The sequence below is a fragment of the Anaerolineales bacterium genome (genome assembly GCA_003105035.1).
Taxonomy (GTDB): Bacteria; Chloroflexota; Anaerolineae; order Anaerolineales; family UBA4823; genus FEB-25.
In genome coordinates this window covers 124,062-148,072 of record PQAL01000010.1, presented here as the reverse complement: position 1 = coordinate 148,072, position 24,011 = coordinate 124,062, and the positions used below count along the sequence as shown (strand labels likewise).

The following is a 24,011-nucleotide window of genomic DNA, read 5'->3' as shown; positions in this document are numbered from 1 at the left end:
CAGAAAAAAGGTTGCGTAATCCTTAGGTGGTGCATTGTCAAATGATTACTCCGTAACATAGCGATGTTTATATTAATAGCTCATTTATGTATTATGGAATTTTCATGCTGATAATGAAATTATGACGGGTATCCTATAAATATTAAACAAGTTTGTTCTTGGATATAATTTTCACCACAGGTGTTTGATCAGCGTCTTTCTCATAACCGGTACATGTAGTGTCTTCCCCCCGTATCAACCATGTAGATAGTCTATATGATAATGGTCAGAGCCAAATCTTAATAGGAAATAATAGATTTGTCAAACAACCGAGTGTGTTCGAGAAGTATTCATATGCAGTAGATCCACTTTTTTGTCAACCAATGGGTGAGAATTTTTAATTTCTCATGTTTTTTGAAAATTGTAAAATTTTGGTAGCATTTATAGTGTCCCATCAAGTAAACTCAGTAATATAATAAAAACATTCATTTAATTATAGCGATTATTCTCAAGGTCATGATCTAAATAGAAAAATACCATGTCAGATATTAATTCTGAAATGAGAAAATTGGCTGATTACGCAGTTCGAACAGCCAAGGACAGATATAACTTCGACCTAGATTATTCTGATCAGAGCATCTCCAGATTGGAAACGATCCTGGAGAAGATCTATTGGGGGTTTTCAGACCGCAGGGATGAAGGCGAAGGAGGGCTGGTATATTCCACAGCCACGATCTGGGGAAGTTACCTGGGTGAGTTCATGATACAGCGCTGGGGTGGAAAATGGAACCTGAAAGGCGCGAAACAGGTAGTGACTATTAAAGATTCTGAATTCTCACCCATTAACTTTATCTACCAAAAATTAATCGGCCGAGTCAGGGATAAAGTGGGTGACTATCTATTTGAAGTGAACAGGATTGCACCTCCAGTCAAACCGATCCCTGCTCAACAAGCTTACCCACCACTGCGTGAACAAGTGTATGTTGAGCAATTCGAAGACATACCAACTCAAAACAACTCAAGGATAAATAAAACCGTGCTCGGTATCATTGGAGCAGGAATCGGTATTGTGATCATATTGATCCTCTTGGCATTTGGATTTCTCAAGATCCTGAATAGCGGTGTGCCCGCAGCTGGCGTGGATCCCTTGGTCAGCCTGACAAATACACTTTCCCCGACAGGAACTGCCTCAGCTACGCCAACTCCAACAATCACGACCCTGTCTACCTATACGCCGAGACCTACTTCAACACCACACCCATCTCACACACCAACCATGACGTTTACCGTTACGGCGACTGCGACTTTCACCGATTCTCCTTCACCTACCCCAAGGAGGACGCGCACTCCTACACGAACACCTACTCACGAGCATACCTATCCTACTTTTACACCCATCACCCCTACGAACACGCCTACACAGCCACCTCCGCCACCACCACCCCCTGTCGTCATTGAATCCTGCTCGGTGGATCCATCCACCATCGATCCGGGGTTTGCTGTCATCCTGAATTTCTCGGCGCATTTCTCCGCCCCTGGCTACGGTTTCAGTATATCTTTGAGTCCACAATACCCTGGTTATGCTGAATGCAACGCCCAAGATGACGACGGGGATGGCACCGCTTCGTGCAATGGTTCCTCGGGTATGCTGCCCTCGTCAGCTTCTGTTACGGTGACGTTTAAATCACCTGTTGGGGATTGCAGCTCCAGCTTCAGCACCCCTTAGCACCCAATCCACTAATACAACCCCACCAGCATCTCCTCCAGGCTTTTCAAGGACTGGTGCACCGGCATGCTCAGCTCGGCGGCGAAGTGGGTGGCCTTCGGCTGCACCCCCACCAGGATCACCTCCGCCCCGGTCTCGTCCTGGAGCATCACCGCCAGGAAGGCCAGGCCGGGGTTACGGGTGAAGTTCTCGATCGCCCGCAGGCGGTCAGCATCCATCACCGCCAGGCAGCCCGGGTCGGTCCCCAGCTCGAGGGCGACAATGATCAGCACCACTTCCGGTTGGGCGGCTTTGACTGCGCTGATGTAGTTCTCAGGCACCTCGCCGGCGTTGATCAGTGCCGCCTCCACCCGACCGTGCAGGGAGTCCATAAGGGTCGGGCCGACCGCGTCATCCCCCATGAGCGGATTGCCAATCCCCAGGATAACCGTCCGCTTGCCCCGTAGGCGCCTGGCCAGATCATTTAGCATGTCTGTGACCTGTTCTGAGGGTATTCACGCCACAACTTCTTTCGAACGATCGCTTGATCACCCACCCGTCAGCCTTAATCCATTGTATACTACCTGGTATCGAATGCCTGGAAACACAAATGAACGCACGCCAACGTTTTCTCGCTACGCTCAATAATTATATACCTTCACGCCCACCCTTGTTCGAGGATGGCATCCGGGATGAAGTGCTAAAAACCTGGTATACCCAGGGTCTTTCGCGCCATGAGAAGCTCTCCGACCTGATCCGCTTCGACCGGCGCGAGGAGATCGAGCCAAATCTCGAGCCACTTCCCGCCCCCACCCGCTGGCCCACCCGCCTGGAGGGGTTGAAAAAGCTGGTAAAGCGGCTCGACCCATCTGACCCCAGGAGGCTGCCGGCCGACTGGAAGCAAAGGGTGCAGGCATGGCGCTCAAGGGACTACCCGCTGATCCTGCGCCTGCAGCGTGGCTACTTCCTGACCCTGGGCGTGCATGGCTGGCGGAGGTTTAATGATGCGGTCCAGCTGCTGGTGGATGACCCCCAGCTTGTGGAAGCCTGGATGAAAACCTATACCGATTTCACCTGCACCCTGGCGGAGCGGGTTCTGGATGAAGTCGAAGTGGATGCGGTGCTGTTCAGCGAGCCCATCGGCGGCAACCACGGCCCGCTCATCTCCCCGGCGATGTACGAGAAATTCGTGCTGAAGAGCTACCTGCCCATATTGGAGATGCTGCGGGCGCATGGCATCCGCTGGTTCATCTACCGCACGTATGCCAACACGCGCGTGCTGCTGCCTGGCGTTGTTCGGGCGGGTTTTAACGTCCTGTGGGCCTGTGAAACCGAACCCCAGGCCATGGATTACGGCGCGATCCGCCAGGAGTTCGGGAAAGACTTACGCCTGATCGGCGGCATCGATGCTGACAGTCTGCGCCAATCACCTGACGACATTCAGCGGATTGTAATGAAGGTAGTGCCGCCGCTGCTCCAGGATGGTGGCTACCTGCCCCTGGCTGATGGACGGGTGAGGGAGGATGTGCCCTTCCAGAATTACCTGTATTACCGTAATTTACTTGAAGAGCTGACAGAAGCCCGCTGATCCACCCTTTGCCTCTATCCAAAAACATGCCTCTATGATATATTTAGCGGCTGTGCCAGGCCTGAGATCACACAGGCCTGCTTTCCGCCCCTGGTGAGCCGCCCGGCAAGATCCAGGAGCATACCCGAGGAAAGGAGGAATTTCCCATGCGTGAATATGAATTGGTTTTCATTGTCCATCCCGACCTGGACGATACGGCGCTTAAAGACGTTGTAGAAAAGGTCAGTGGCTGGATCACGGAAGCCGGTGGCATCATCTCCAAGGTGGACCTGTGGGGCAAGCGCAGATTGGCTTACAGCATCCGCAAGCAGAAAGAAGGCCAGTACGTGCTGTTCAAGACCCAGATGGAACCCGAGTTTGGCGCTACCCTGGAACGCAACCTGCGTTTCCTGGAACCCGTGCTGCGCTTTTTATTGATCAGTGTTGATTAGTTGTTTACCCGAGGTCTTATATGAGCAGAGGGCTTAACAAAGTAATGATCATTGGCAATCTTGGGCGTGAGCCCGAGATGCGCTATACACCATCCGGCCGGCCGGTGACCACCTTCAGCGTCGCCACCAGCCGTACCTGGAACACCTCTGAGGGTGAAAAACACGTCGAGACCGAATGGTTCAACGTGGTCGCCTGGAGCAACCTGGCCGAGATCTGTAAGCAGTATCTCACCAAGGGCCAGCAGGTATATATTGAAGGCCGCTTGCAGTCGCGCCACTGGGAGGACCAGGAAGGCAACAAGCACACTTCGGTGGAGATCGTCGCCAACGAGATGATCGTGCTCGGTGAACGACGTGAAGCCAGTGAAAGCAGCGGTGAACCAGAAGTGCCCGAAGAAGAGGAATATCCTTTCTAGTTTTCAGGCCAGGATGGAAATGTCACTCAGAGAATTATTTGATTGAAATATAGGAGTTAGAACAAGTGGATACTAATGAAATGAACACCGATGCACGTGGTGGCCCGCGGCGCTTTTATTCGCAGCCCAAGGTCTGCCAATTCTGCACCGATCGAAGTGCAAAGATCGATTACAAGCAGGTCGATGTCCTGCGGCGCTATGTCACCGAAAGCGGCAAGATCCGCCCACGCCGCCAGTCGGGTGCCTGCGCCAAGCATCAGCGTGAGATCGCCCGCGCCGTCAAGCGCGCCCGCCACCTGGCCCTGTTGCCTTTCACCGGCGAAGTCCTGCGATAAGCGAGGTACAAGAGATTGATCGGGTGACAAGCATGTCCACTCGATCAGTGAGGAAAAAAATGGCAAAAGGACAGAAAAGTCAAATCGTTACTAAGAAACACCTCGCCCGCCAGCAGCGCGAGAAGCTGCAAAACCGCTACATTCTGATCGTCAGCATTGCGGTGATCGTCATTGTGGTGGGGCTGATCGGATACGGCCTGGTCCAAACATACCTGGTCCAACCCCGGCAGCCTGTAGCTAAGGTGGGTGACCAGGTGGTCACCAGCAGGCAGTTCCAGACCTTTGCCCGCTATGAACGCGTGCAGTGGATCCAGCAGTATCAGTATTACCAGCAGCTGGAACAGCTCTTTGGCAGCGACCAGTCGAGCTTGAGCTATATCCAGCAGCTGAAGTCGCAGATCGAATACCAGCTGCAGGACACCAATATTGGCCAAAGCGCGATCGATTACCTGGTAGCCAACGAGGTGATCCAGAAGGAAGCTGAGAAGCGCGGCATCACCGTTAGCTCGGAAGAGGTGGACAAGGCATTTGAGGATTACATGGGCTTCTATCCCAACGGCACACCCACCACTGCACCAACCAGCGCGCCGGTGCCGACCTCGACCCTCAACCCGACCCAGATCGCCTTGATCCCCCCGACCGCAACGACCGCGCCAACCGCCACGCCCACCATCACCCCCACGCTCAGCCTGACCCAGAGCCTGGCAACCCCGGCAGCTACATTAGAACCGACTGCCACCGCGGCAGCCACGACGACACCCGCCCAGACCAGCACCCCCTCCGCCACCCCCACGGTCTACTCGACCGAGGTCTATGCGAATAACGTGGCGACCTACCAAGCGAACATGAAATCGGTTGCCGACCTGTCAGAATCTGACATGCGTTGGATCCTGACCATGCAGCTGATACGGACTAAGGTCTATGACGCCGTCACCGCCGACGTTTCACGCCAGCAGGACCAGGTGTGGGCGCGCCATATCGTGGTGACCGACGAAGCCCAGGCGCAGTCCATTTACGACCGGCTGCAGAGCGGCGAGAGCTTCGAGACCATCGCTACTGAGGTGTACTCCGGCACAACCAACACAAGCGACCTGGGGTGGTTCGGAAAGGGCACGCTCGATACGAATGCCGAGGATATCGTGTGGAGCATGGCCATCGGCCAGATCAGCGAGCCTATCGCCACCGCCAATGGGTACGAGATCTTCCAGGTGCTCGGCCACGAAGTTCGCACGCTTTCGGATTCCGACTTCGAAACGCTGAAGCAGACCACCTTCACGAATTGGATCGAAGCACAGAAGACAACGTACAACGCCCAGATCTTTGACACCTGGAAATCCAAGATACCAACCAGCCCGACGATCCCACCGACGCAAGTACCCTAAGCAGATCGTCACTGATTATGTCATATCTCACAGTGTGGAAGGGTCGCTCCCTCCCACACTGTGTTTTTAATCCTGAGGTATACTGGTAAATCAAACGACAAACGAGGGAAATATGGATAAGGTGATCATCAAGGATATCCTGGCCCGCGGCATCCTGGGCATCCATGACTGGGAACGTGAAAAGCCCCAGGACATCCTGATCAACATCGTGCTATTCACAGAGGAACGCAAGCAAGCTGCCAGCGATGACATCGCTGAGTGTATCGATTACAGCGCAGTGACCAAGCAGGTGATCCGGCATGCTGAAAGCGCCAGGCGCTTCACGGTAGAAGCCCTGGCAGAGGATATCGCTGACATCTGCCTGGCGGACAAACGGGTCTTAAAAACAACCGTCCGGGTCGAGAAACCCGGAGCGGTCCGTTTTGCACAATCAGTTGGCGTGGAGATCGAACGCAGCCGAGAGCTAGCTTAGAAGCGCATCGGCTCTGAGCCGCGTGAAATATTATCCAGGAACTCCTGGCGGGTGGCTAAACTCCGCCGGAATGCCCCATGCACCGCAGAAGTGGTCATGCGGGCGTTTTGTTTCTTAACACCACGCATCATGGTGCACAGGTGCAGCGCTTCAACTACCACGCCGACACCTTTGGGCTCCAGGGCATCATTAATGAAATCGGCGATCTGCCTGGTCATGCGTTCCTGCACCTGCAGGCGGTGGGCGAAGACATCCACGATACGCGGGATCTTGGACAGACCGATCACCCTCCCGCTGGGCAGGTAGGCAACATGCGCCCGTCCCATGAAAGGCAGCATGTGATGTTCGCACATGCTGTAGAACTCGATATCGCGCACGATCACCATTTCGTCATAGGTGACCTCAAACAGGGCATCATTGATGACCTTATTGGGGTCCACTCGGTAGCCAGAGAGCAGTTCCGTGTACATCTTGGCCACTCGCTCAGGTGTGCGAAGCAGTCCCTTACGCGACGGGTTCTCACCAAAAGCCACCAGCGTTTGGGTGACCGCAGCCTCGATCGATGCGAGGTCCATGTCCCTGGAGGGCGGCATCTCGTCCATGAGTTCATTGGTATTCGTACGTTCGTTTGCCATGCTTTCACCATTTCCTTCTAGCTTAGCATCCACAAGCTCTAGATAACAACCTCCGCCGGCTGTCTACAGAACGTTAGCGTATCTCGGTCTCAATCAGGCCGTACAGGCCATCCCGGCGCAGGTATAGCACGTTGACTGATTTAGTGATTGAATTGAAGAAGACAAAAAAGTCCTCATGACTGAGCAATTTCATCTGTTCCAGCGCTTCCATCTCATCCATCGGGGTGAGAACGAATTTCTTTCGCCGCACGATCAAAGAGCGGTCTTCTTCAGTCTCCTCGAGCGGTACGGCGGGAATGACCTCGGATGCGGGCTTACCATCCCCTCGGCCTTTCTGCCGTTTGCCCTTGTAGCGCTCCATTTGGCGCTGGATCTTTTCAACAGCCGAATCGAGAGCGGTGAAGATATCATCCGAACGCTCCTCTGCCCGCAGGATATAACCTTTGCCGCGCACCGTGATCTGTGCCACCTGCCGGTCACCGGCGCTGCGTGCTGACTTGATATAGGCTACATCTACCCGGGCCTCATCGATATCGCCTAAAAATCGGTCCAGTTTTGACACCTTCTTCTTTGCATAATCCGAAATCCGTTCTGTGACTTCCATGTTGCGACCAAAAACCTGTACATCGAGCGCCATTGGATATTCTCCTAAATTATATTTTCACTGATAAGATTTTATCAATAATCTTATAGATTTTGCAACTGTAATATTTTTATCTCACCCACTCAACCATCAGGCAGCATCTTGCATTTCGGGTGAGTATACGGCACGTGCCAATGTAAAACAATACACAATGGTCGCCCCGGCTTCGCGTAGTGATTTTGCACAAGCATTGAGCGTCGCTCCCGAGGTCGCCACATCGTCTACGACCAGGACGCTTTTACCTTCCACAATGCGTTTATTCGCCTGGAATGCATCGACCATGTTTGCTCGCCGTTCATTGACATTGAGCCCCACCTGCGAGCGTGTCTCTCGTATCCGCTGCAAGGCACGAGGACGAAATGGCAGGCTCATACTCAGGGCGATCGGTCGGGCAAGCAATGAAGCCTGATTATATCCACGCTCCTTCAAACGAACAAGACCCAGAGGGACACTTGTGACCAGGTCTAATGACCAGTTAAGCTTTTGCAGGCTACTGACCATGGGACTGGCTAATCCTTCCCCCAAGCCCATGTCTCCACCATATTTAAGACGGTGGATCGCTTCCCGGATCGGCCCCGCGAATGCGGTATGGGAGCGCAATTGGGTGAAAAATGGCTGTGTTTCCCGGCAACGCTGGCAAAGCTTGTTTTCAACACTGGGATTTCCACACATGGGACAGAATGGTTGAATAAGCTCGTGGGTCTGCTGCTCGCACGCCTCACACCAGCGTACACCTGGTCTTGCGCAGCCACCGCAGGATGGAGGATAGACCCAATCCAGGGCTTCCCAGATCAAGCGATAAAGTCGATAAGCCAGTTTCCCTGGCATATTCCCATCGGTCTAGATATTAGTAGATGCAATGAAAAGTAACGTTTTGGTCTTCATCAACCCAACGGACCAGCGCCAGTTTCGATCAGGATCAGGAAAGCTGGGGTCATGAGCACGATACACAGGGCGGGGAAGATGAATATCGCCATCGGTAGAAGCATCTTAATCGGGGCCTTATGCGCCTCTTCCTCAGCCAGCTGGCGGCGTCTCACGCGCATCTGGTCAGCCTGGATGCGCAGCACCTGGGCCATGCTTACACCAAGCTGCTCACTTTGGATCACCGCCGCAACAAAACTTGACATTTCTGATACTCCCAGGCGGTCAGCCATATCCCGCAGCGCTTCTCGCCTTAGTTTTCCCAGCTGGATCTCGCGCACCACCCGCCCAAAGGCCCGTCCCAGTTCGTTATCCCACTTATCGTACAGTTTGGCCATGGCGGCATCAAATCCCAGGCCTGCCTCCACGCAGATGGTCAGCAGGTCTAAGCCGTCTGGCATAGCCTTGCGGATCTCCTTCTGCCGGCGATCGATCTTACTTTGCAGCAGCAGGTCAGGTAAATAGAATCCAAGGACTGCAGCTGGCAGCCCTAATAACAAGCCCTTCCCGTAAAGGAAGCTTCCCGGAGGAGCAACTCTGGCAAGGAAGATGAATATGAGCCCAAAGGGGATGCCCACGAAGCGTAGGGCAAAAAAAATGGTTGGGTCCAGGTTCCCCGGGTTCCCTGCCAGCTCCACCTTTTTCGACATGGAATTTATGGCGTTCTGTGGAGTGAAGCGCATCACGAACTCCCCCAGCCTTTTGGCGATGGGCATGACAATACGCTGGGAGAATGGTTGAGACATCTCGATCTCTTCCAGCGAGGCGGTCTCACCTCGAGAAGCAAATTCCGCTAGCCGATCTTCCAGGGGATCTGACCCCTGTGGAGATTTTATCCCCACGATCACCAGGATGATCGCCCCGATCACGATCACGATACCAATAATGAGTAAGGGTAATGTTGCCATTTTTCAATCTCCGGTGACAGTTGCTCTAAATCTCGATACTTGCGATCTTCTGCATGGTGAAATAGCCGATGACGATCATGATCGCCCCAATGATCAGGGCGGGGATACCAAACATGCGCGTGGCTGGGTTAAAGAAGCGCATCATGTACTGACGGTTGATGAAATACATAAGCACAATAACGGCGACTGGCATGATGGCCAGTAGCCTACCTGACATCATTACCTGGGAGGTCAACACGCGGATCTCACCCTTCACCCGCACGCGCTCGCGAATTGTATGCGATATTTTCTCCATGATCTCAGCCAGGTTGCCACCCACTTCGCGCTGTACGTTCATGGCAGTCACCACCAGGTCGAGGTCTTTACTGGGGATCCTGCGCATCAAGTTATCCAGCGAGACATCCATTGGAATACCTAGCTGCATCTCCTGCACCACCCGGCGGAACTCATCCGAGATAGGAGGGGGTAGCTCGCGACTGACGGCTTCCAGGGCCTGCATGATCGAATATCCGGCCCGCAAACCGTTCACCATTAAGCTGAGCATATCCGCCAGCTGGTTATCAAATTTAAGCAGTCTCTTCCCTTGTTGCCGTTTCAAGTAAATCGTCGGGGCAAAGAAACCGATCGCCCCACCAATGATGATACCAGGCAATCCCATGAGAACCTGGGAAGAATCGACTCCCTTACCGATCCCCGAACCACCACCCAGGAACCAACCGATCAAGGCACCAACCAGGGTCAAGATGACCGTCATAAGGATAAACTCCCCGACCTTCATCTTGATATCGGCTCGCGCTAGTGACCGACCAAGGCTTTGCCCCCAGGTATAGCGTGTGGCTTGCTTCCCGACCCATTCGCCGATGACAGCCTTCCTGGGGACTATTGGACCTGTTTCGTCTGACTCAAGGTATTCAAGCCGGTCGTCAACCAACGACTTTTGTTCTGTGGCCGTAACAATTAATCCGATCACCAGCAGGATGATGGCTACCACACCGCCCAGGATCAGAATTGTTGTTGGTCCCATAATTTACCTCAGCTTCACCAGTGGGAGGGTTTAATAACGCCTGCGTTCCCCAATACCAAAAATCGATGGAGGCAGGTGAATCCCCGACGCTTCGATCTTGTCCATGAATTTCGGGCGTAATCCAGTCGGGCGTAGCCTACCGATAATTTTCCCACCTTCAAAACCGGATTGTTCGAACACAAAGATATCCGTCATGGTAATCACATCACCTTCCATGCCGGAAACCTCGGTAATGTTCACCACCTTACGGGTGCCATCCCTGAGCCTTTCTTCGTGGATGATCAGGTTAATGGCTGAAGAGACCTGTTCACGGATCGCCCGTACCGGCAGCTCCATCCCCGCCATCATGACCATGGTCTCCATACGGGCCAGGGTGTCGCGCGGGCTGTTCGAGTGCGCGGTGGTCATCGAGCCATCATGGCCGGTGTTCATCGCTTGCAACATGTCTAGGGCTGCCTCATCACGGATTTCACCTACGATGATCCGGTCAGGACGCATACGCAAGCAGTTGATCACCAGCTGCCGTATAGTCACCTCTCCCCGGCCTTCAATATTCGGTGGGCGAGACTCGAGCGTCACCACGTGCTCCTGGCGCAGCTGTAGCTCGGCCGCGTTTTCAACGGTCACAATGCGCTCATCACCGGGGATGAATTGGGACAGGATATTTAGCAGGGTGGTTTTCCCAGAGCCGGTACCGCCAGAGATCACCATATTCAATTTCGATTCGACGCAAGCCTTTAGGAACTGTAGCGCCTCGGGGGTAATCGTGCCATATTCGATCAACTGTTCGAGGGTGATCGGGTTTTTGGCGAATTTACGCACGGTTAGCACCGGACCGACCAGTGAGATTGGTGGGATGACAGCATTGACACGTGAGCCATCCGGTAAACGGGCATCCACGTAGGGGCTGGATTCATCGATTCTTCGACCCAAGGGAGCAACGATGCGGTCGATGATCCGTAAAACGTGTTCATCACTCTCAAATGCCACGGGGACGCGGATGATCTTGCCAGCTCGCTCGATATAGATGTTCTTGGCCCCATTGACCATGACTTCGGTGATCGTATCGTCTTCCAACAAGGTCTGGATGGGTCCATACCCCAGGATCTCGGCGCTGATCTGCTCAAATAGCCGTTGCCGTTCAGGTCGTGAAAGTACGATGTTCTCCTCAGCCAGCACTTGCTCGAATAGGTCCTGGATTGTGCTGCGTACCTCGGATGTGTGTGAGATATCCATGGAGGGATCGATTTCAGCAAGCAGGCGGTTCTGAACGCGGGTTTTCAGGTCAGTGTAGGTGTCTTTCTGTGCACCGACCCCTGGTGGGACCACCCGACGAGGTGGTAAAGTCACCAGGCTTGGCTGTGCCGCTGGAGCTGCCGGTTGGCCAGTTGTAGGTGCCTGGACGGTTTTTCCCTGCTCAATTCGCTTCAGGAGAGACATTTCACTTCCTCCGCTTCACCAATTAAAGTCTATTTTTTACCGTTATTTTTTCCCAAACTGACGTCATCAGCCTGGGTTTCAAGGTCGGAGATGCGCTTCCTCACCACCTCAGCCAGAGAGAGGATGGAGCGCGATAACGGGCGAGATTTATCCACCAGCAGGAACGGGATCCCCCGGTTCACCGAGACAATCACCCGCTCTTCAAAGGGGATGACTGCAGCAATTTCCTGCTTCAAATTCTCACTCACTTTTTCAGGCGTGATCCCGATGCGCTTATCGAACTTGTTCATCACGAAGATGATCCGCCTGCGTTCAAAACCCAGGGCATCGATCTCATCCAGGAAGAGCCTGGAGTTCTTGATGGAAGGGATATCCTGGGTAGTCAGAAGGACCAGCAGGTCGCTGTTGTTGATGGCACTGGCAGTGATGTTCTGCAGTGCGGAAGCTGTATCGATGATGATGTACGAATACATGCTGCGCAAGAAGTGGATCACCTTGGAAAACTGGTCAGCTGTGACCATATCACTTTGCTCAGGCTTCATTGGGGCCGAGAGGATCTTGATCCCTGATTGTGAATGGCGGACCGTGACACTGTTGACGATTTCCTGGTCCAGCTCATCTGCCCGGGGGGCAAGGTCAAGGATGCTGAACTTCCCCTGTTCATTCAAGAATACCGCTACATCTCCAAATTGCAGGTTGGCGTCGACGATCACCACGGAGGTGTCTTCATTGTTCAAGCATACAGCCAGGTTGGTTGCCAGGGTCGTACACCCCGAGCCGCCTTTTGGGCTGTAGAAGGTGATCACTTTGCCACCTGTCCCACCTAGCAAGGCCGAGCTCACCCCGCCAACCCGGGCAACCTGGGTACCGCCGCCCTGAGGGATCTTCAGGCGTTCTTCGTGCGCATTTGCACCTGCCCGGCGGATAGCTGAGTTGAGCTCATCGATGGTAGGAGGCTTGGTCAGAAAATCCCTGGCACCCGCCAGCATGGCTCGCCGCATGTAATTGGGATCGTTCTGGATGGACAGGATAACGATCTGCGTGAAAGGTACGTTTTTTCGAATGATCTCGGTGGCAGCGATGCCATCCATATCCGGCATATTGATATCCATCAGGATGACATCTGGCTTCACATCCTTCGAGATATCAATTGCCTCATGACCGGTCCGTGCGACACCGACAACTTCGACGTCCGGCTCGAATTGCAGTAATTTTCTTATATTTTCTCTGGTCTCAGAGATATCATCAACGATGACGACGCGTATCTTTTCCGTATCAACCACAGAACATCTCCGCTGAAGGTAAGTTATGGTTGTGGGGTTGGAGTACTGTCATTCGGGAGTACCGGTGGCACCAGTGCTTCCACCGCAGGCTCAAATCCATAGGGCAACTTCACAGGTATGGGTATATTATACTGATCCAGCAGGTAGGTCAAGGTTACAGCCTCGGTTCCGTTGGTTTCTGTATCCTTCGGATTACGCAGCACAAGGGTAAGCTCTGCGCCACTGTAGATCAGGTAATTTAAAGTCACTGCATCCTGTGGGGAGACGATCAAGGTGATCACATCGGGAGGCGCAGGGATAGGTGTGGGGGTAGGAGCGACCTGTTCAGGCTGTTCAGCCCCTGGTTCTGGTGTGGCCGTGGGCGCTGGTTGGGTGGCTTCCAAGGCGTTTTTCTCCGCCGGGGTCAGGAAGTTGCCCATCTGAAGCACCACCACATCTTGGATCAGAGTCTGGCTCACCAAACGCGGCCGTTGCGATTCGGAGGGCAGCAGATAAAAGGTTTGGTTCATCAGCTGGTCGGTTTCAGTCCGGCCCTGTTCCGATGCGCCGCGGAAGGGTTGGGCGAGTAACGTATCTAGCGCAGTCCGGTCTGTAGTAGCACCACCTTCCAACACACCTCCACCCGCAGGTCCGATCACATTCCCAGTCCAATTGGGCAGTTTTGTCTGCCAGGCCGGATCGAGGTCCACGAACAGCATGGTAACGATGACGTTTACGTGATCACCACGCTGAGGGGCATACGATACACTGGACAGGCGGGTGATCGGGATCGAGACTGCCACCATTCCCGGAGAAATAAATAGGGCATCATCTGAGCCCTGCTCAGTAACGGGTGAGTCGGTCACCAGGTTGGATGTCACCACAGTATACGGATCTAGCGTGTAGCGGGCCATTTTCCCGACCACATCGGCAGTATTGGTGTACATGATCGGCAAGACCAGGTCAGATGGCTCATCATAGTAATCCAGCTTATCTTCGGTGATTATCTCACCGCGCTGCACCTGCTGGGTGACTACCACAACCTTGGTGGTGTTCACTGGGGTTGGGGTGAACTGCGGCTCGCTTGTACCCTGGGGGGTACCCCCACCCGGCGTTAACAATCCCTTGCTGAAAACGAAATATACCAGGGCAAGGGCAACGACTATGATCAATGCCAATAATAGGAATATTCTTCCACGACGCATTTCTGCCTCCCACGATCGGTTATTCTAGAACTGCCTGCAAAATTAATCATACGACCATTATGCCAGAAGTCAAGCGAAGGGGTTATGACCCCTGAAACAGATGATTACCAACCTTACCACCCTGTAGCTGCAAGTTTTAAGCCAGACTTAAATAAAAATTTGGACCCGGCTCGGCGGGTCCAAAGTCTGAGAGATGAAATTACCCTCCGGTTGCACCAAGCGCTGAAGAAATCTGGCTGAAGACTGCTGAAATCTGGGTACCGAGCAGGGTAAGAACAACGATAACAACGATCGCAATTAGAACAATAATTAATGCATATTCGACCATACCTTGACCCTTTTCTTTAGGTGAGAACAACATCGCTTTATACCTCCTTTCCCTTAATTTCCTTTGAGAATCACAAAATCTTACTAAATTATAAATTATTTCATTATTAATTTCAAGACCAAAACGGTGAATAATCCCTAACAGATATGAAAGTAATGTAGGCCAGATTATGAAATAATGCCTGCTAGAGGTGGATGTGTTAATCGATTGTGTTTTATTGTTCTAAACAATATGAGACTTAGGCTAGTCCTCATACCACTAGACCACCTTAGAAAGATAGGATCATCTTAACCATACCGCTCACATTGTGCGAAAATCACACCTGAAATCAGATGCAGATTTAAATGCAATGGACCCGCCAAGGCGGGTCCATGAGATGAAGATGAGGTTACCCTCCGGTTGCACCAAGCGCTGAAGAAATCTGGCTGAAGACTGCTGAAATCTGAGTACCGAGCAGGGTAAGAACAACAATGACAACAATCGCAATTAATACAATAATCAAAGCATATTCGACCATACCCTGACCCTTTTCCTTCGGTGAGAACAACATGGCTTTTTCCTCCTTTCCCTGCAAATTACTTTGGATTATTTCCAAAGTTAGAAACATTATATGCAATTTCTCAAAAAAAATCAATATCTTAGGCTTAATTCTTCCTTGCATTTATGCAAAGGCGGAAGCATTGACCGCTGGTATCTGGAATAATACATGGGCACCGTGGCCCACCGTGCTGTGTACTTCCACCGATCCCCCCAGCATTTGCACCCGATCACGGATCACTTTCAAGCCCATGCCACCCTTTTCCTGGGCTTTATCCACGTCGAATCCCTTCCCATTATCCTCCAGGCTCACCCGCATCCCTTCTGTGGAAGAATCGATCTGCAGGATCACTTGGCTCGCCTGGCTGTGGAGCGCGATATTTGCCAATAATTCCTGGATCGCCCGGAAGATCATCACCTCGACATAAGATTCGAAGCGCTGTTCCATTCCAGTTGTAACCAACCTCACCTCGATGCCTGATTGTTCCTTAAAGGTTTCTACATACCGTGTGATCGTAGGTACCAGGCCGAGGTCATCCAGCATCATGGGACGCAGGTCAAAAATAAAATCGCGCACCTTTTGAAAGGTGGATGAGGCGGTCGTTTTCACCCCCGCCAGCTCTTCCTTCGCCTTGGCCTGGTCAATGTCAAACAACCGCATGGCGATTTCGGTTTGTAGGATGAAATTAGACAGCGCCTGGGCAGGTCCATCGTGCATCTTGCGGGCTAGCCGGCCACGTTCTGCTTCCTGAGCCTGGATGATCATCTCCACAGTTTTTCCAAGTGCTTGCTGTTCCGGATTGGAACCCTTCTGGTTGGCTGCGCCTGATTCGAGGACCTGGGTGATATTTTCCAGGATGCCCACGTAATGCTCGATACGAGTATGGTCGCTCTGCAGCTTGTCGATCTGCCCTCGCATCACAAATAACCGCTGCTGCGCTTCTAGGGCGGCATCATAGGCATTGCGGATATCAGCTTTAGAGGCTGATTCGAATTGTGTTTGGATCTGCTGAAGGTGCGTTGATATCGAGGCGTTTCTTTGTTGGATCCTGGTGATCTCGAGTTGACTCTGCTCGATCAACATGACAATATCTTTAAGTTCTTTCTGAGCCTGGTCCAGCTCAAGCTGGCATTCCTGCTTGAGCTTTTCAATGCTGGAAAGTTCATCTGGATCGAGAGTTTTGCTTGGCAAAGTCATTAATTGTGCTCCTCAAATCGCCTGTTGGTTCCGTATTGGCTGTAAGCGAGTATAGCACAGTAAAACCCGCTGAGCAACTATCAGGCTAACAATATTAATAATTGTACGGATTAACTCCTCATGTATAATTCTTTTATCAACCTTTGACCATTGGAAGAACATGGTAAAAACTGAAAAAGCATACATCCAAGTCTACATGTGCCTGGTTATCGCCTTGTTTGCCTGGAAGTCGATCGATACCGTACGGTTTCCATTTGGTGCAGATTATGGTGAGGCACCGCTGGTGGACCAAGCAAGGCGCATCCAGGATCTTTCACCCCTGTACAAGGCTGATCTTAACCAGCCACCCTATGTGATCTCCAATTATCCACCACTTTATCCTGCTTTCGTGGCAGTGCTTAACTTCGTTTCGCGAATTCCCCTTTTCCAGGCGGGCCGCATTACTTCAATAATGTTTGCACTGATCAGCGGATATATCATCGGCTTGTTTACCAACCGGCTCACCGGCAAGCGCTGGTTTGGAGTTTTCAGCGCGGCATTATTCCTTGGGCAACCGTACGTACTTTTCTGGTCGTCCCTGGCTCGGGTGGATCTCATGGCGCTGGCTTTCAGCCTGCTCGGCCTGTGGATCCTCTTCCGCTACAAAGCTACCCTTCCCAGCCTGATCCTCGGCGGCTTATGCTTCCTGTGTTCCGCCTTCACCCGCCAGACTTACCTTCTGGCTGGTCCACTGGCAGGTTTCGCGTGGCTATGGTGCATTGATCGCAAGAAAGCCTTGGTGTTCATCATTTCCTTGTCCGCTGCTGGGCTGGCCATTTTTGGAACGATTAATGCACTAACCCAGGGTGGATTCTATATAAACATTGTGATGTCGAATATCAATCAATATAGCCTGGCCCATACACTGTCCACCAGCGCACAGTTATTCTTGCTGTGGCCTGTCGTACTGTTTGCCACACTTATCCTAGTGATCCTGACCATTTTCTCGCGGTTCGCTCCGTCACCGACGGAACAGATCGGGCTCTTACGACAACCATTTGTTTATTCAGGGTTGCTCTTCTACACTCTGGGTGGGCTATTCTCCGCATTTACCATCGGAAAGATAGGCTCGAATGTAAATTACCTGCTGGAGCTCATGTCTGCCTGTGCCATCTGGTGTGGTCTCGGGTTAGGAATGATTATCCACCACAAGAAGACCGTCCAATGGGCAATCTTCTGTTTGGTAGCCATTCAGACGATCTGGGTCCTGGCGAACGGCTACGGGTTAGCCCGGATGACCTCACTCGATCTGTGGGGCAAACAACCTAACTCTGCCAACCTGCAAGAGAAAGTCCAGACCGCAGTGAAGGATGGCGTTGTGCTATCGGATGATTACATGGACCTGATCGTCTTGTCCGACCAGGCAGTGTACTACCAGCCTTTCGAATATGGTGAGCTCTATAACGCCGGGATGTGGGATCCAGATGCCCTGGTCAGCCAGATCGAAAAGAGTGAGTTCCCCTTGATCATCATCGGTGGCACCACTCTGTATAAGGATTGCTGCTGGCCAATGCCCGTGATAAACGCCCTGGAAGCGAACTACCAGATTGATAAAGAGCCTGACGCACTCCTGCTAACACCCATGAAGTGACCGCGAAACTGCAGCTATGACCCCTCTCATCATCTGGCTCTTCATGCGTATTCTGACTAGCATCACAGCTGCGATGACCTCCTCGTTCAAGCCACTCACCCCGCTCGAGAAGATGGTCGCAATGCTCCCACCGTCTGTACCCGTGAGCCAATGGCTCGAGCGAGTCTTCGTCTCTCCCTGGATACGCTGGGATGCGCTCTGGTACCAGACGATCGTCACCCACGGTTATTCTGCTACGGATGGCACCGCCCAGTTCCACCCGCTCTATCCCTTGCTTGCAATCCCCTTGGCTAGGCTTGGATTATTATCTTCCATAAGCCTGCTGCTGGTGAGCTCGCTGACTGGGATAGCAGTCTATTATTTCTTCTTCAAGCTCGCCCAAATCGACCTGCCCCGAAATGATGCGACCTTCGCCCTGATGTTATTTGCTTTTGCACCTCCTGCATTGATCCTGTTTGCGCCCTATTCAGAAGCTGTTTTTCTCCTGTTAGCTGTGCTGACTATGTTCTTCCTGCTTAATAAATCCTGGTGGCTGGCTGGGATAATGGGAGGCCTGGCAGCCTTAACCCGCCAGCAAGGAATATTCCTGCTGGTGCCCATGGCCTGGGAACTTTGGGAGAATGCAGGTCGCACGGCAGCTAATCTGCGGAAACAAAGGCGTGATTGGCTCAGCCTCCTGCTGATCCCGTCTGGCTTGCTACTTTGGCTCATTTATCGGGCAATCATCCTGAACGACCTGCAGGCTGGTTACAAGACATTCCAACAGTTTATCTACTCGACCCTGATCTCTCCCAGCGCTTCTAAGGTGGTACCTGAGCAGCAGTTCATCTGGCCCTGGCTGGCATTGAAAGCTACCTATCAAAAACTGGTGACCCAGCCCGATATCGATATCTGGGTGGACATCTGCCTGGGAGTACTTTTTGTGATCCTTCTGGGCATTTCCTGGACCAGAATGCGGATAAGTTACCGGCTGTATTCGCTGCAAATTTTCCTGGTCAGTTTCAGTTACTATACCGGCACCATTCACCCATACATGGGTTTACCCAGGCACCTCTACCTCGCTTTTCCAATTTTTATTAGCCTGGCTGCCGTAATCAAAATACCCTGGATCAGGCTGGTGGTAATCGCCCTCAGCGCGATTGCCATGTTATTCCTGCTGGTCGTATACGTTCTGCAGACCTGGATCCCGTGAGCAGCCTCAGGCCTTGAGAGGAAAAGGATGAAACTCAGCATCATCATACCGGCATATAACGAAGCGGATTCACTAGAGAAGGTGGTGGAAGGTGTTTATGCTGTGAACCTGGGAGAAGTCGATAAAGAGGTCATCATCTCCAACGATGGATCGCGCGATCGCTCCCAAGACATTATCCAAGATCTCCAGGCCAGGTATCCGGGATTGATCGCGTACCATTCACCCACCAACCTGGGCAAAGGCGCAGCAGTGCGCCTGGGCATCGCCATTTCCTCAGGCGATATCATCACCATCCAGGACGCCGATATGGAGCTGGATCCGAGCGAATATCCCCGCTTACTCTCCCCCTTGCTTGATCAGCGGGCCAGGGTAGTCTATGGTTCCCGATTCTTGCACTCAAAAGTAAAGCTGAACCGCACTTCCCGCCTCGCTAACCGATTTCTAACCACTCTTTCCAACCTGCTGTTCGGCGGGCACCTCACCGACATGGAAACCGCTTATAAAATGTTCTATCGTGAGGCTCTGGATGGTATCCGCCTGCGCTGTGTCCGTTTCGATTTCGAGCCGGAAATCACCTCCCAATTTTTGAAAAAAGGGTACCAGATCCTGGAAGTCCCGATCACCTACTCCCCTCGCACGGTCGAGGCTGGCAAGAAGATATCGTGGGTGGATGGCTATGAAGCCATATACACCTTGATCCGCTGTCGATTCTTCCATCGAGGCTGAGCGGATGACAACCTCCTCCCCTCAAAAAAAGAAGATCTACCAACGGGTCAGCTGGCTTTTATTAGCCATTGCTGTGATTGGCCTGATCCGCCTGGCACCCATCCTGGTCACTCCCCAAGTCATCGCCAGCGATGATTACCTGCGCTTCTGGGCTGGTGGCAGGTTAAACCTACACGGCGAAAACCCGTACGATCTCGCCCATATCAGCCAACTACAAGTTGAAGCTGGCGATACATTATCCAATCAGAACTCGTTGATGTTGAACCCCCCTTGGGCAATTGCGCTAATCATGCCTTTCGGTTTGCCGGCCTACCCAATCAGCCGAGTCATCTGGCTGCTTATCTCCGCAGCCTTGATCCTCCTGGCATCACAAATGCTCTGGCGGGTCTATTCGGGTGAGCAAAAACAACGCTGGTTGGCCATGCTAATCGTATTCATCTTTGCTCCTACGATCTCTACCCTTGAAAAAGGCCAGGTGACCAGTTTTATTCTGCTGGGGATAGCTGGGTTCTTGTACTTTACAGTAATAACACGAAATGACTGGCTGGCAGGTTTATTCCTGGCGATATCGACGATCAAACCACAGCTGATCCTCCTATTTTTCATTGCCCTGATCTTCTGGATCATCCACGAACGGCGCTGGATAATCCTGCTTAGTATGATAGCTGCAACATTGGCTCTAACATTAGTTTCTACGCTCTTCAACCCGTATGTCATCCAGCAATATCTCTCGATGCTGGTGACTTACCAGGTATCCGATTGGGCAGTCCCGACCTTCGGTTCCTATTTACGCTATTTCTGGTTGGGCCTCGACCAGTTCTGGCTTCAGTTCTTACCCTTCTTGCTAGGGTTGATCTGGTTTATCTTTTACTGGAAGCGTTATGGTAACCAGTGGAATTGGGCTGAGCAGATGCCGATCATCCTGCTGGTTTCCATCCTCACCTCGCCATATGCCTGGACATACGACCTGGTAGTGCTTCTGCCGGCGGTTATCCTGGCTGTGATCTGGCTGATCGCTGATTGGAAGAGTTGGAGCTCGATCCTGCTTTTGGCACTCTTTTTGTTGATTAATTTCCTTGATCTTGTCTTACACATGAAGCTGGATGAGTTCTGGTTCATCTGGCTGGCTCCAGCATTGTTCATCTGGTATCTGGCTGTGCGCTGGAAGGTTTCCAGAATCCAAGATAAACCATATACTTCGAAGGTTCAGGTTAGCTGATGTCTGAAAATCCCACGCCTACCTTACAAAAACCACAAAGAAAAAGTGGACTGAGCCTGGATGTTGTTTGGGTCCTGGTGATCCTTGCTGGATTCCTGTTCTTCACTTCTCTGATTCCCCTACCCCCGAACGATTTTTGGTGGCACCTCAAAGCCGGCGAATATATTTTCACCCAGCATGCCATCCCTGCCACCAACTTGTACGCCTGGACGTTACCAGCTGACCAACCTTTTTTCTACGCCTCCTGGTTGGCTGAACTGTTATTTTTCCTCCTTTATCGCCTGGGTGACCTCTCGCTTGTGATTTTCATGCGCACGCTTTTAATCGGCATTACGGTTTGGCTGGTCGCCGTCGAAGCTCGCCGTCGCAGTAGCTCATGGCGTATCGCTGCCCTTGTGATTGCGTTATTAGGACTGATGGTCACCAACAATCTGATTGTTCGAACCCAGATGTGGGCATGGCCGTTATTCATCGGCACTTATCTCCTGCTACAACGCTATGTTGAGGGAGAAATCAAGTGGTATTGGCTTTTGTTGTGCCCTGCCCTGATGGTGTTTTGGGTCAATGTCCACGGCAGCTTCATCCTTGGGTTGATCCTGCCAGGCGCTTACCTGGTAGGTGAAGCCGCCCGTAAATTTCTCAAGCAAGGTCGAGTGCTAGGTTGGCGGCAGGTCGGTTGGATTGCCGGGACCGGTCTGCTCTCTGGTCTAGCCGTACTGGTCAATCCACACTTTACAGGGATCATTTCGTATACGATCAAATTACTTACTGATCCTCCCAGCCAAATGCTGATTGAAGAATGGCAGTCTCCCACGCCACAAGGCCTGGCCAATATTTTCTTTTTCCTGAGTATCCTCATATTTATTATCGTGTTGGCCTTCTCCAAATACCGCCTGAGCATCACAGAAATCATTTTGTTCGTGGGTTTCTTGTGGCTGGCCTGGTCAGGGCAACGCTATGTCATCTGGTACGGGATTATCAGCATGCCCATCCTGGCGCAGCTGATCAAAGATCTGCCGATAAGAACACCCGCCTTCCAACCCCAGAAGAACTGGCTCAATCTGGCATTGGTACTGGTCATTTTTATACCTACACTGCTGGTTCAACCCTGGTTTGTTGAGCGCCTGCCCCTTCCGGGGCGTTATTGGGAGCAAGTGCTGCGCGGATCCTCAGCTGGACCACTTATCGGGGTTGAAACACCAGTGGCTGCCGCTGAGTACCTGAAATCCCACCCAGGCGGGCACCTGTTCAATGAGATGGGCTACGGCAGCTACCTCATCTGGGCGGTACCCGATCAGGGCAATTTTATCGACCCGCGCGTCGAGCTGTTCCCCTACAATCAATGGATGGATTATATCGACGTAAATAATGCGGTTAACTACGACCAGATCTTACAAGCGTATGGTGTCGACCGCATTTTGCTGGATAAGAAATTGCATCCCAAGCTTGCATCCGCTTTATCCACTGATCAAGCCTGGTCTCTTGAATACGAAGATCGATTTGCCCAGCTTTGGACGAAATCTCTTACTCCTTGACGCAATATTTCGTCAAATAGGATGTCCAGAATTAGTATTTGGAAAATAATGAGAAATACATCAAGTATGTCTTTTATGAATGCCAAACGCGTACGAGATTACCCGAGGTTGATGTTAATCACGACTTACATCATTCTGGGAATAAACTTACTCTTACATAACGGATGGATTTCCGGATTTGGTCAGGTGATTGCTGGTGATTTCGTCATGTTTTACAGTACGGGGATTATTTATCGTACTTCTCCCGAATTAATTTACGATTATGACAAACAATCCCGAACACAGCAATCCTTAGTCGCTCCTACTACTCTAACCGGATATAACCCTTACATGAATCCACCATATGTGGCTCCTTTTTATTCGATATTAACACACATACCACTTGAGTGGTCATTACTACTATGGACGATTTTAGCAATTGGCTCAATATTCCTTGTTATGCGCTTGCTGTTTACCCTGGTACCTGTCGAAAAACAATCACCTGAATTAGGTTATTCTCAGTTGGTCGTAATCGGACTGTCTTTTTTCCCATTTATCGAAGGTATCCAAGCAGGTCAAAATCATTGGATTACCTTGCTACTCGTGACAGGTATTACATATGCAATGTATAAGGAAAAATGGGTTACCACTGGAATCCTGACTGGATTGTTGATATATAAACCACAATTCACTATTGGATTTATTATCCTTTGGTTGATATGGAGAAAATCAAAAGCTCTCCTAGCATTTACTGCAGTTACAACAATCTGGATTGGTGCATTCATTCTTCAGAATGGTATCAAATTACTATTGCTGTACAGTCAACTCAGCCAGGTGTTCATGGACTTGCCATACATTGCGGGTTTTCCAAATTACCTTCTGGTCACCATCTATGGGCTGTTAACTAGTATTTTCCCTAAGGATTTACAATCCATCATAACTTTCCTAACATATTTCATTATCATTATTGGCGCCATCGGTTTAGGCTGGTTTGCAAATAGGCAAAAAGGTTACCCAATGGTAGAACGAATACCAACAATAGTTGGGGCATTATTACTGCCACTTCTTGCAACGCCATATGCTCTGGTGCATGACATGATCATTCTTCTACCAGCCTATGTAATGTGGGGCATATATTCTAATACCAATCGATACATAAACATCTCGGCAACTGTCTACCTAGGAGTGTTTATCCTTACCTTTATTGCTTCGGTGACTGGTATCGCTTGGGTCTCCCTGATAACATTCGGTTTATTTATAGCTCTTACTACTTGGATCTTTAATAAAAATAATTCAAACACACTAATGAATTAAGGAA

General features: G+C 51.4%; 25 protein-coding genes. 13 read left to right on the top strand and 12 right to left on the bottom strand.

The features are described from left to right. The first annotated feature begins 517 nt into the window (after positions 1 to 517). Complete coding sequence (locus tag C3F13_05380; protein PWB55152.1) at positions 518 to 1,705, top strand: hypothetical protein; 1,188 nt, start codon at positions 518 to 520, stop codon at positions 1,703 to 1,705. 11 nt (positions 1,706 to 1,716) lie between these two features. Here the strand turns inward: C3F13_05380 and C3F13_05375 are convergent, their stop codons facing one another. Further along, positions 1,717 to 2,175 carry a hypothetical protein gene (locus tag C3F13_05375; protein ID PWB55151.1) on the bottom strand — a complete coding sequence of 153 codons (459 nt, stop codon included), beginning with the start codon at positions 2,173 to 2,175 and terminating at the stop codon, positions 1,717 to 1,719. 119 nt (positions 2,176 to 2,294) lie between these two features. Between C3F13_05375 and C3F13_05370 the strand changes: the two genes are divergently transcribed. The 6 genes from C3F13_05370 (at position 2,295) to C3F13_05345 (ending at position 6,308) form a co-directional block, all read left to right on the top strand. Next, positions 2,295 to 3,272 carry a hypothetical protein gene (locus tag C3F13_05370; GenBank protein PWB55150.1) on the top strand — a complete coding sequence of 326 codons (978 nt, stop codon included), beginning with the start codon at positions 2,295 to 2,297 and terminating at the stop codon, positions 3,270 to 3,272. A gap of 146 nt (positions 3,273 to 3,418) precedes the next feature. Then, entirely contained in the window at positions 3,419 to 3,703 is a 285-nt protein-coding gene (gene rpsF / locus C3F13_05365) for a 30S ribosomal protein S6 (protein ID PWB55149.1), read from the top strand. 20 nt (positions 3,704 to 3,723) lie between these two features. Beyond that, positions 3,724 to 4,119, top strand: coding sequence for a single-stranded DNA-binding protein (locus tag C3F13_05360; GenBank protein ID PWB55148.1), 396 nt, complete (start codon positions 3,724 to 3,726; stop codon positions 4,117 to 4,119). 80 nt (positions 4,120 to 4,199) lie between these two features. Beyond that, positions 4,200 to 4,454, top strand: coding sequence for a 30S ribosomal protein S18 (gene rpsR, locus C3F13_05355; GenBank protein PWB55147.1), 255 nt, complete (start codon positions 4,200 to 4,202; stop codon positions 4,452 to 4,454). A gap of 32 nt (positions 4,455 to 4,486) precedes the next feature. Further along, complete coding sequence (locus C3F13_05350) at positions 4,487 to 5,836, top strand: hypothetical protein (GenBank protein ID PWB55146.1); 1,350 nt, start codon at positions 4,487 to 4,489, stop codon at positions 5,834 to 5,836. 112 nt (positions 5,837 to 5,948) lie between these two features. After that, positions 5,949 to 6,308: a dihydroneopterin aldolase gene (locus C3F13_05345; GenBank protein PWB55145.1), complete on the top strand. Its 360-nt coding sequence runs from the start codon at positions 5,949 to 5,951 to the stop codon at positions 6,306 to 6,308. Here C3F13_05345 and folE read toward each other — a convergent pair. The 11 genes from folE to C3F13_05290 all read right to left on the bottom strand — a co-directional run bounded on the left by folE (position 6,305) and on the right by C3F13_05290 (position 16,412). Further along, positions 6,305 to 6,943, bottom strand: coding sequence for a GTP cyclohydrolase I FolE (folE, locus tag C3F13_05340; GenBank protein PWB55155.1), 639 nt, complete (start codon positions 6,941 to 6,943; stop codon positions 6,305 to 6,307). The genes C3F13_05345 and folE overlap by 4 nt on opposite strands. A 73-nt stretch (positions 6,944 to 7,016) precedes the next feature. Continuing rightward, positions 7,017 to 7,580, bottom strand: coding sequence for a ribosomal subunit interface protein (gene raiA / locus C3F13_05335; protein PWB55144.1), 564 nt, complete (start codon positions 7,578 to 7,580; stop codon positions 7,017 to 7,019). A 96-nt stretch (positions 7,581 to 7,676) separates the two neighbouring features. Continuing rightward, complete coding sequence (locus tag C3F13_05330) at positions 7,677 to 8,414, bottom strand: hypothetical protein (GenBank protein PWB55143.1); 738 nt, start codon at positions 8,412 to 8,414, stop codon at positions 7,677 to 7,679. A gap of 56 nt (positions 8,415 to 8,470) precedes the next feature. Further along, the gene (locus C3F13_05325) at positions 8,471 to 9,418 is read right to left on the bottom strand and encodes a type II secretion system protein (GenBank protein PWB55142.1); all 948 of its coding nucleotides are present in this window, start codon (positions 9,416 to 9,418) and stop codon (positions 8,471 to 8,473) included. Positions 9,419 to 9,443: 25 nt separating this feature from the next. After that, positions 9,444 to 10,442 carry a secretion system protein gene (locus tag C3F13_05320; GenBank protein PWB55141.1) on the bottom strand — a complete coding sequence of 333 codons (999 nt, stop codon included), beginning with the start codon at positions 10,440 to 10,442 and terminating at the stop codon, positions 9,444 to 9,446. 30 nt (positions 10,443 to 10,472) lie between these two features. Next, the gene (locus C3F13_05315; protein PWB55140.1) at positions 10,473 to 11,882 is read right to left on the bottom strand and encodes a type II secretion system protein E; all 1,410 of its coding nucleotides are present in this window, start codon (positions 11,880 to 11,882) and stop codon (positions 10,473 to 10,475) included. A gap of 29 nt (positions 11,883 to 11,911) precedes the next feature. Next, positions 11,912 to 13,165 carry a hypothetical protein gene (locus C3F13_05310; protein PWB55139.1) on the bottom strand — a complete coding sequence of 418 codons (1,254 nt, stop codon included), beginning with the start codon at positions 13,163 to 13,165 and terminating at the stop codon, positions 11,912 to 11,914. A 23-nt stretch (positions 13,166 to 13,188) separates the two neighbouring features. Continuing rightward, positions 13,189 to 14,349, bottom strand: coding sequence for a hypothetical protein (locus C3F13_05305; GenBank protein PWB55138.1), 1,161 nt, complete (start codon positions 14,347 to 14,349; stop codon positions 13,189 to 13,191). A 199-nt stretch (positions 14,350 to 14,548) separates the two neighbouring features. Next, on the bottom strand, positions 14,549 to 14,710 hold the full coding sequence (locus C3F13_05300; protein PWB55137.1) for a Flp family type IVb pilin: 162 nt from the start codon (positions 14,708 to 14,710) through the stop codon (positions 14,549 to 14,551). A gap of 355 nt (positions 14,711 to 15,065) precedes the next feature. Next, positions 15,066 to 15,227, bottom strand: a complete 162-nt coding sequence (locus tag C3F13_05295) for a Flp family type IVb pilin (protein PWB55154.1) — start codon at positions 15,225 to 15,227, stop codon at positions 15,066 to 15,068. A 111-nt stretch (positions 15,228 to 15,338) separates the two neighbouring features. Next, a complete protein-coding gene (locus C3F13_05290) occupies positions 15,339 to 16,412 on the bottom strand; it encodes a hypothetical protein (protein PWB55136.1) in 1,074 nt (357 codons plus the stop codon). Positions 16,413 to 16,572: 160 nt separating this feature from the next. On the opposite strand from C3F13_05290, the gene C3F13_05285 reads away from it, so the two are divergent. Genes C3F13_05285 through C3F13_05260 form a run of 6 tightly spaced genes read left to right on the top strand, consistent with a single transcriptional unit; the run spans position 16,573 to position 24,007 of the window. Beyond that, the gene (locus tag C3F13_05285) at positions 16,573 to 18,042 is read left to right on the top strand and encodes a hypothetical protein (protein ID PWB55135.1); all 1,470 of its coding nucleotides are present in this window, start codon (positions 16,573 to 16,575) and stop codon (positions 18,040 to 18,042) included. Between the two features lie 16 nt (positions 18,043 to 18,058). Continuing rightward, a complete protein-coding gene (locus C3F13_05280; protein ID PWB55134.1) occupies positions 18,059 to 19,234 on the top strand; it encodes a hypothetical protein in 1,176 nt (391 codons plus the stop codon). Between the two features lie 27 nt (positions 19,235 to 19,261). Beyond that, on the top strand, positions 19,262 to 19,960 hold the full coding sequence (locus C3F13_05275) for a glycosyl transferase (GenBank protein ID PWB55133.1): 699 nt from the start codon (positions 19,262 to 19,264) through the stop codon (positions 19,958 to 19,960). A gap of 4 nt (positions 19,961 to 19,964) precedes the next feature. Next, positions 19,965 to 21,179 (top strand): hypothetical protein, encoded by a 1,215-nt coding sequence (locus tag C3F13_05270; protein ID PWB55132.1) that lies wholly within the window; start codon positions 19,965 to 19,967, stop codon positions 21,177 to 21,179. After that, positions 21,179 to 22,714 carry a hypothetical protein gene (locus tag C3F13_05265; GenBank protein ID PWB55131.1) on the top strand — a complete coding sequence of 512 codons (1,536 nt, stop codon included), beginning with the start codon at positions 21,179 to 21,181 and terminating at the stop codon, positions 22,712 to 22,714. The genes C3F13_05270 and C3F13_05265 overlap by 1 nt, the downstream gene beginning before the upstream one ends. Positions 22,715 to 22,735: 21 nt before the next feature. Next, a complete protein-coding gene (locus C3F13_05260; GenBank protein PWB55130.1) occupies positions 22,736 to 24,007 on the top strand; it encodes a hypothetical protein in 1,272 nt (423 codons plus the stop codon). Positions 24,008 to 24,011 lie beyond the last annotated feature (4 nt).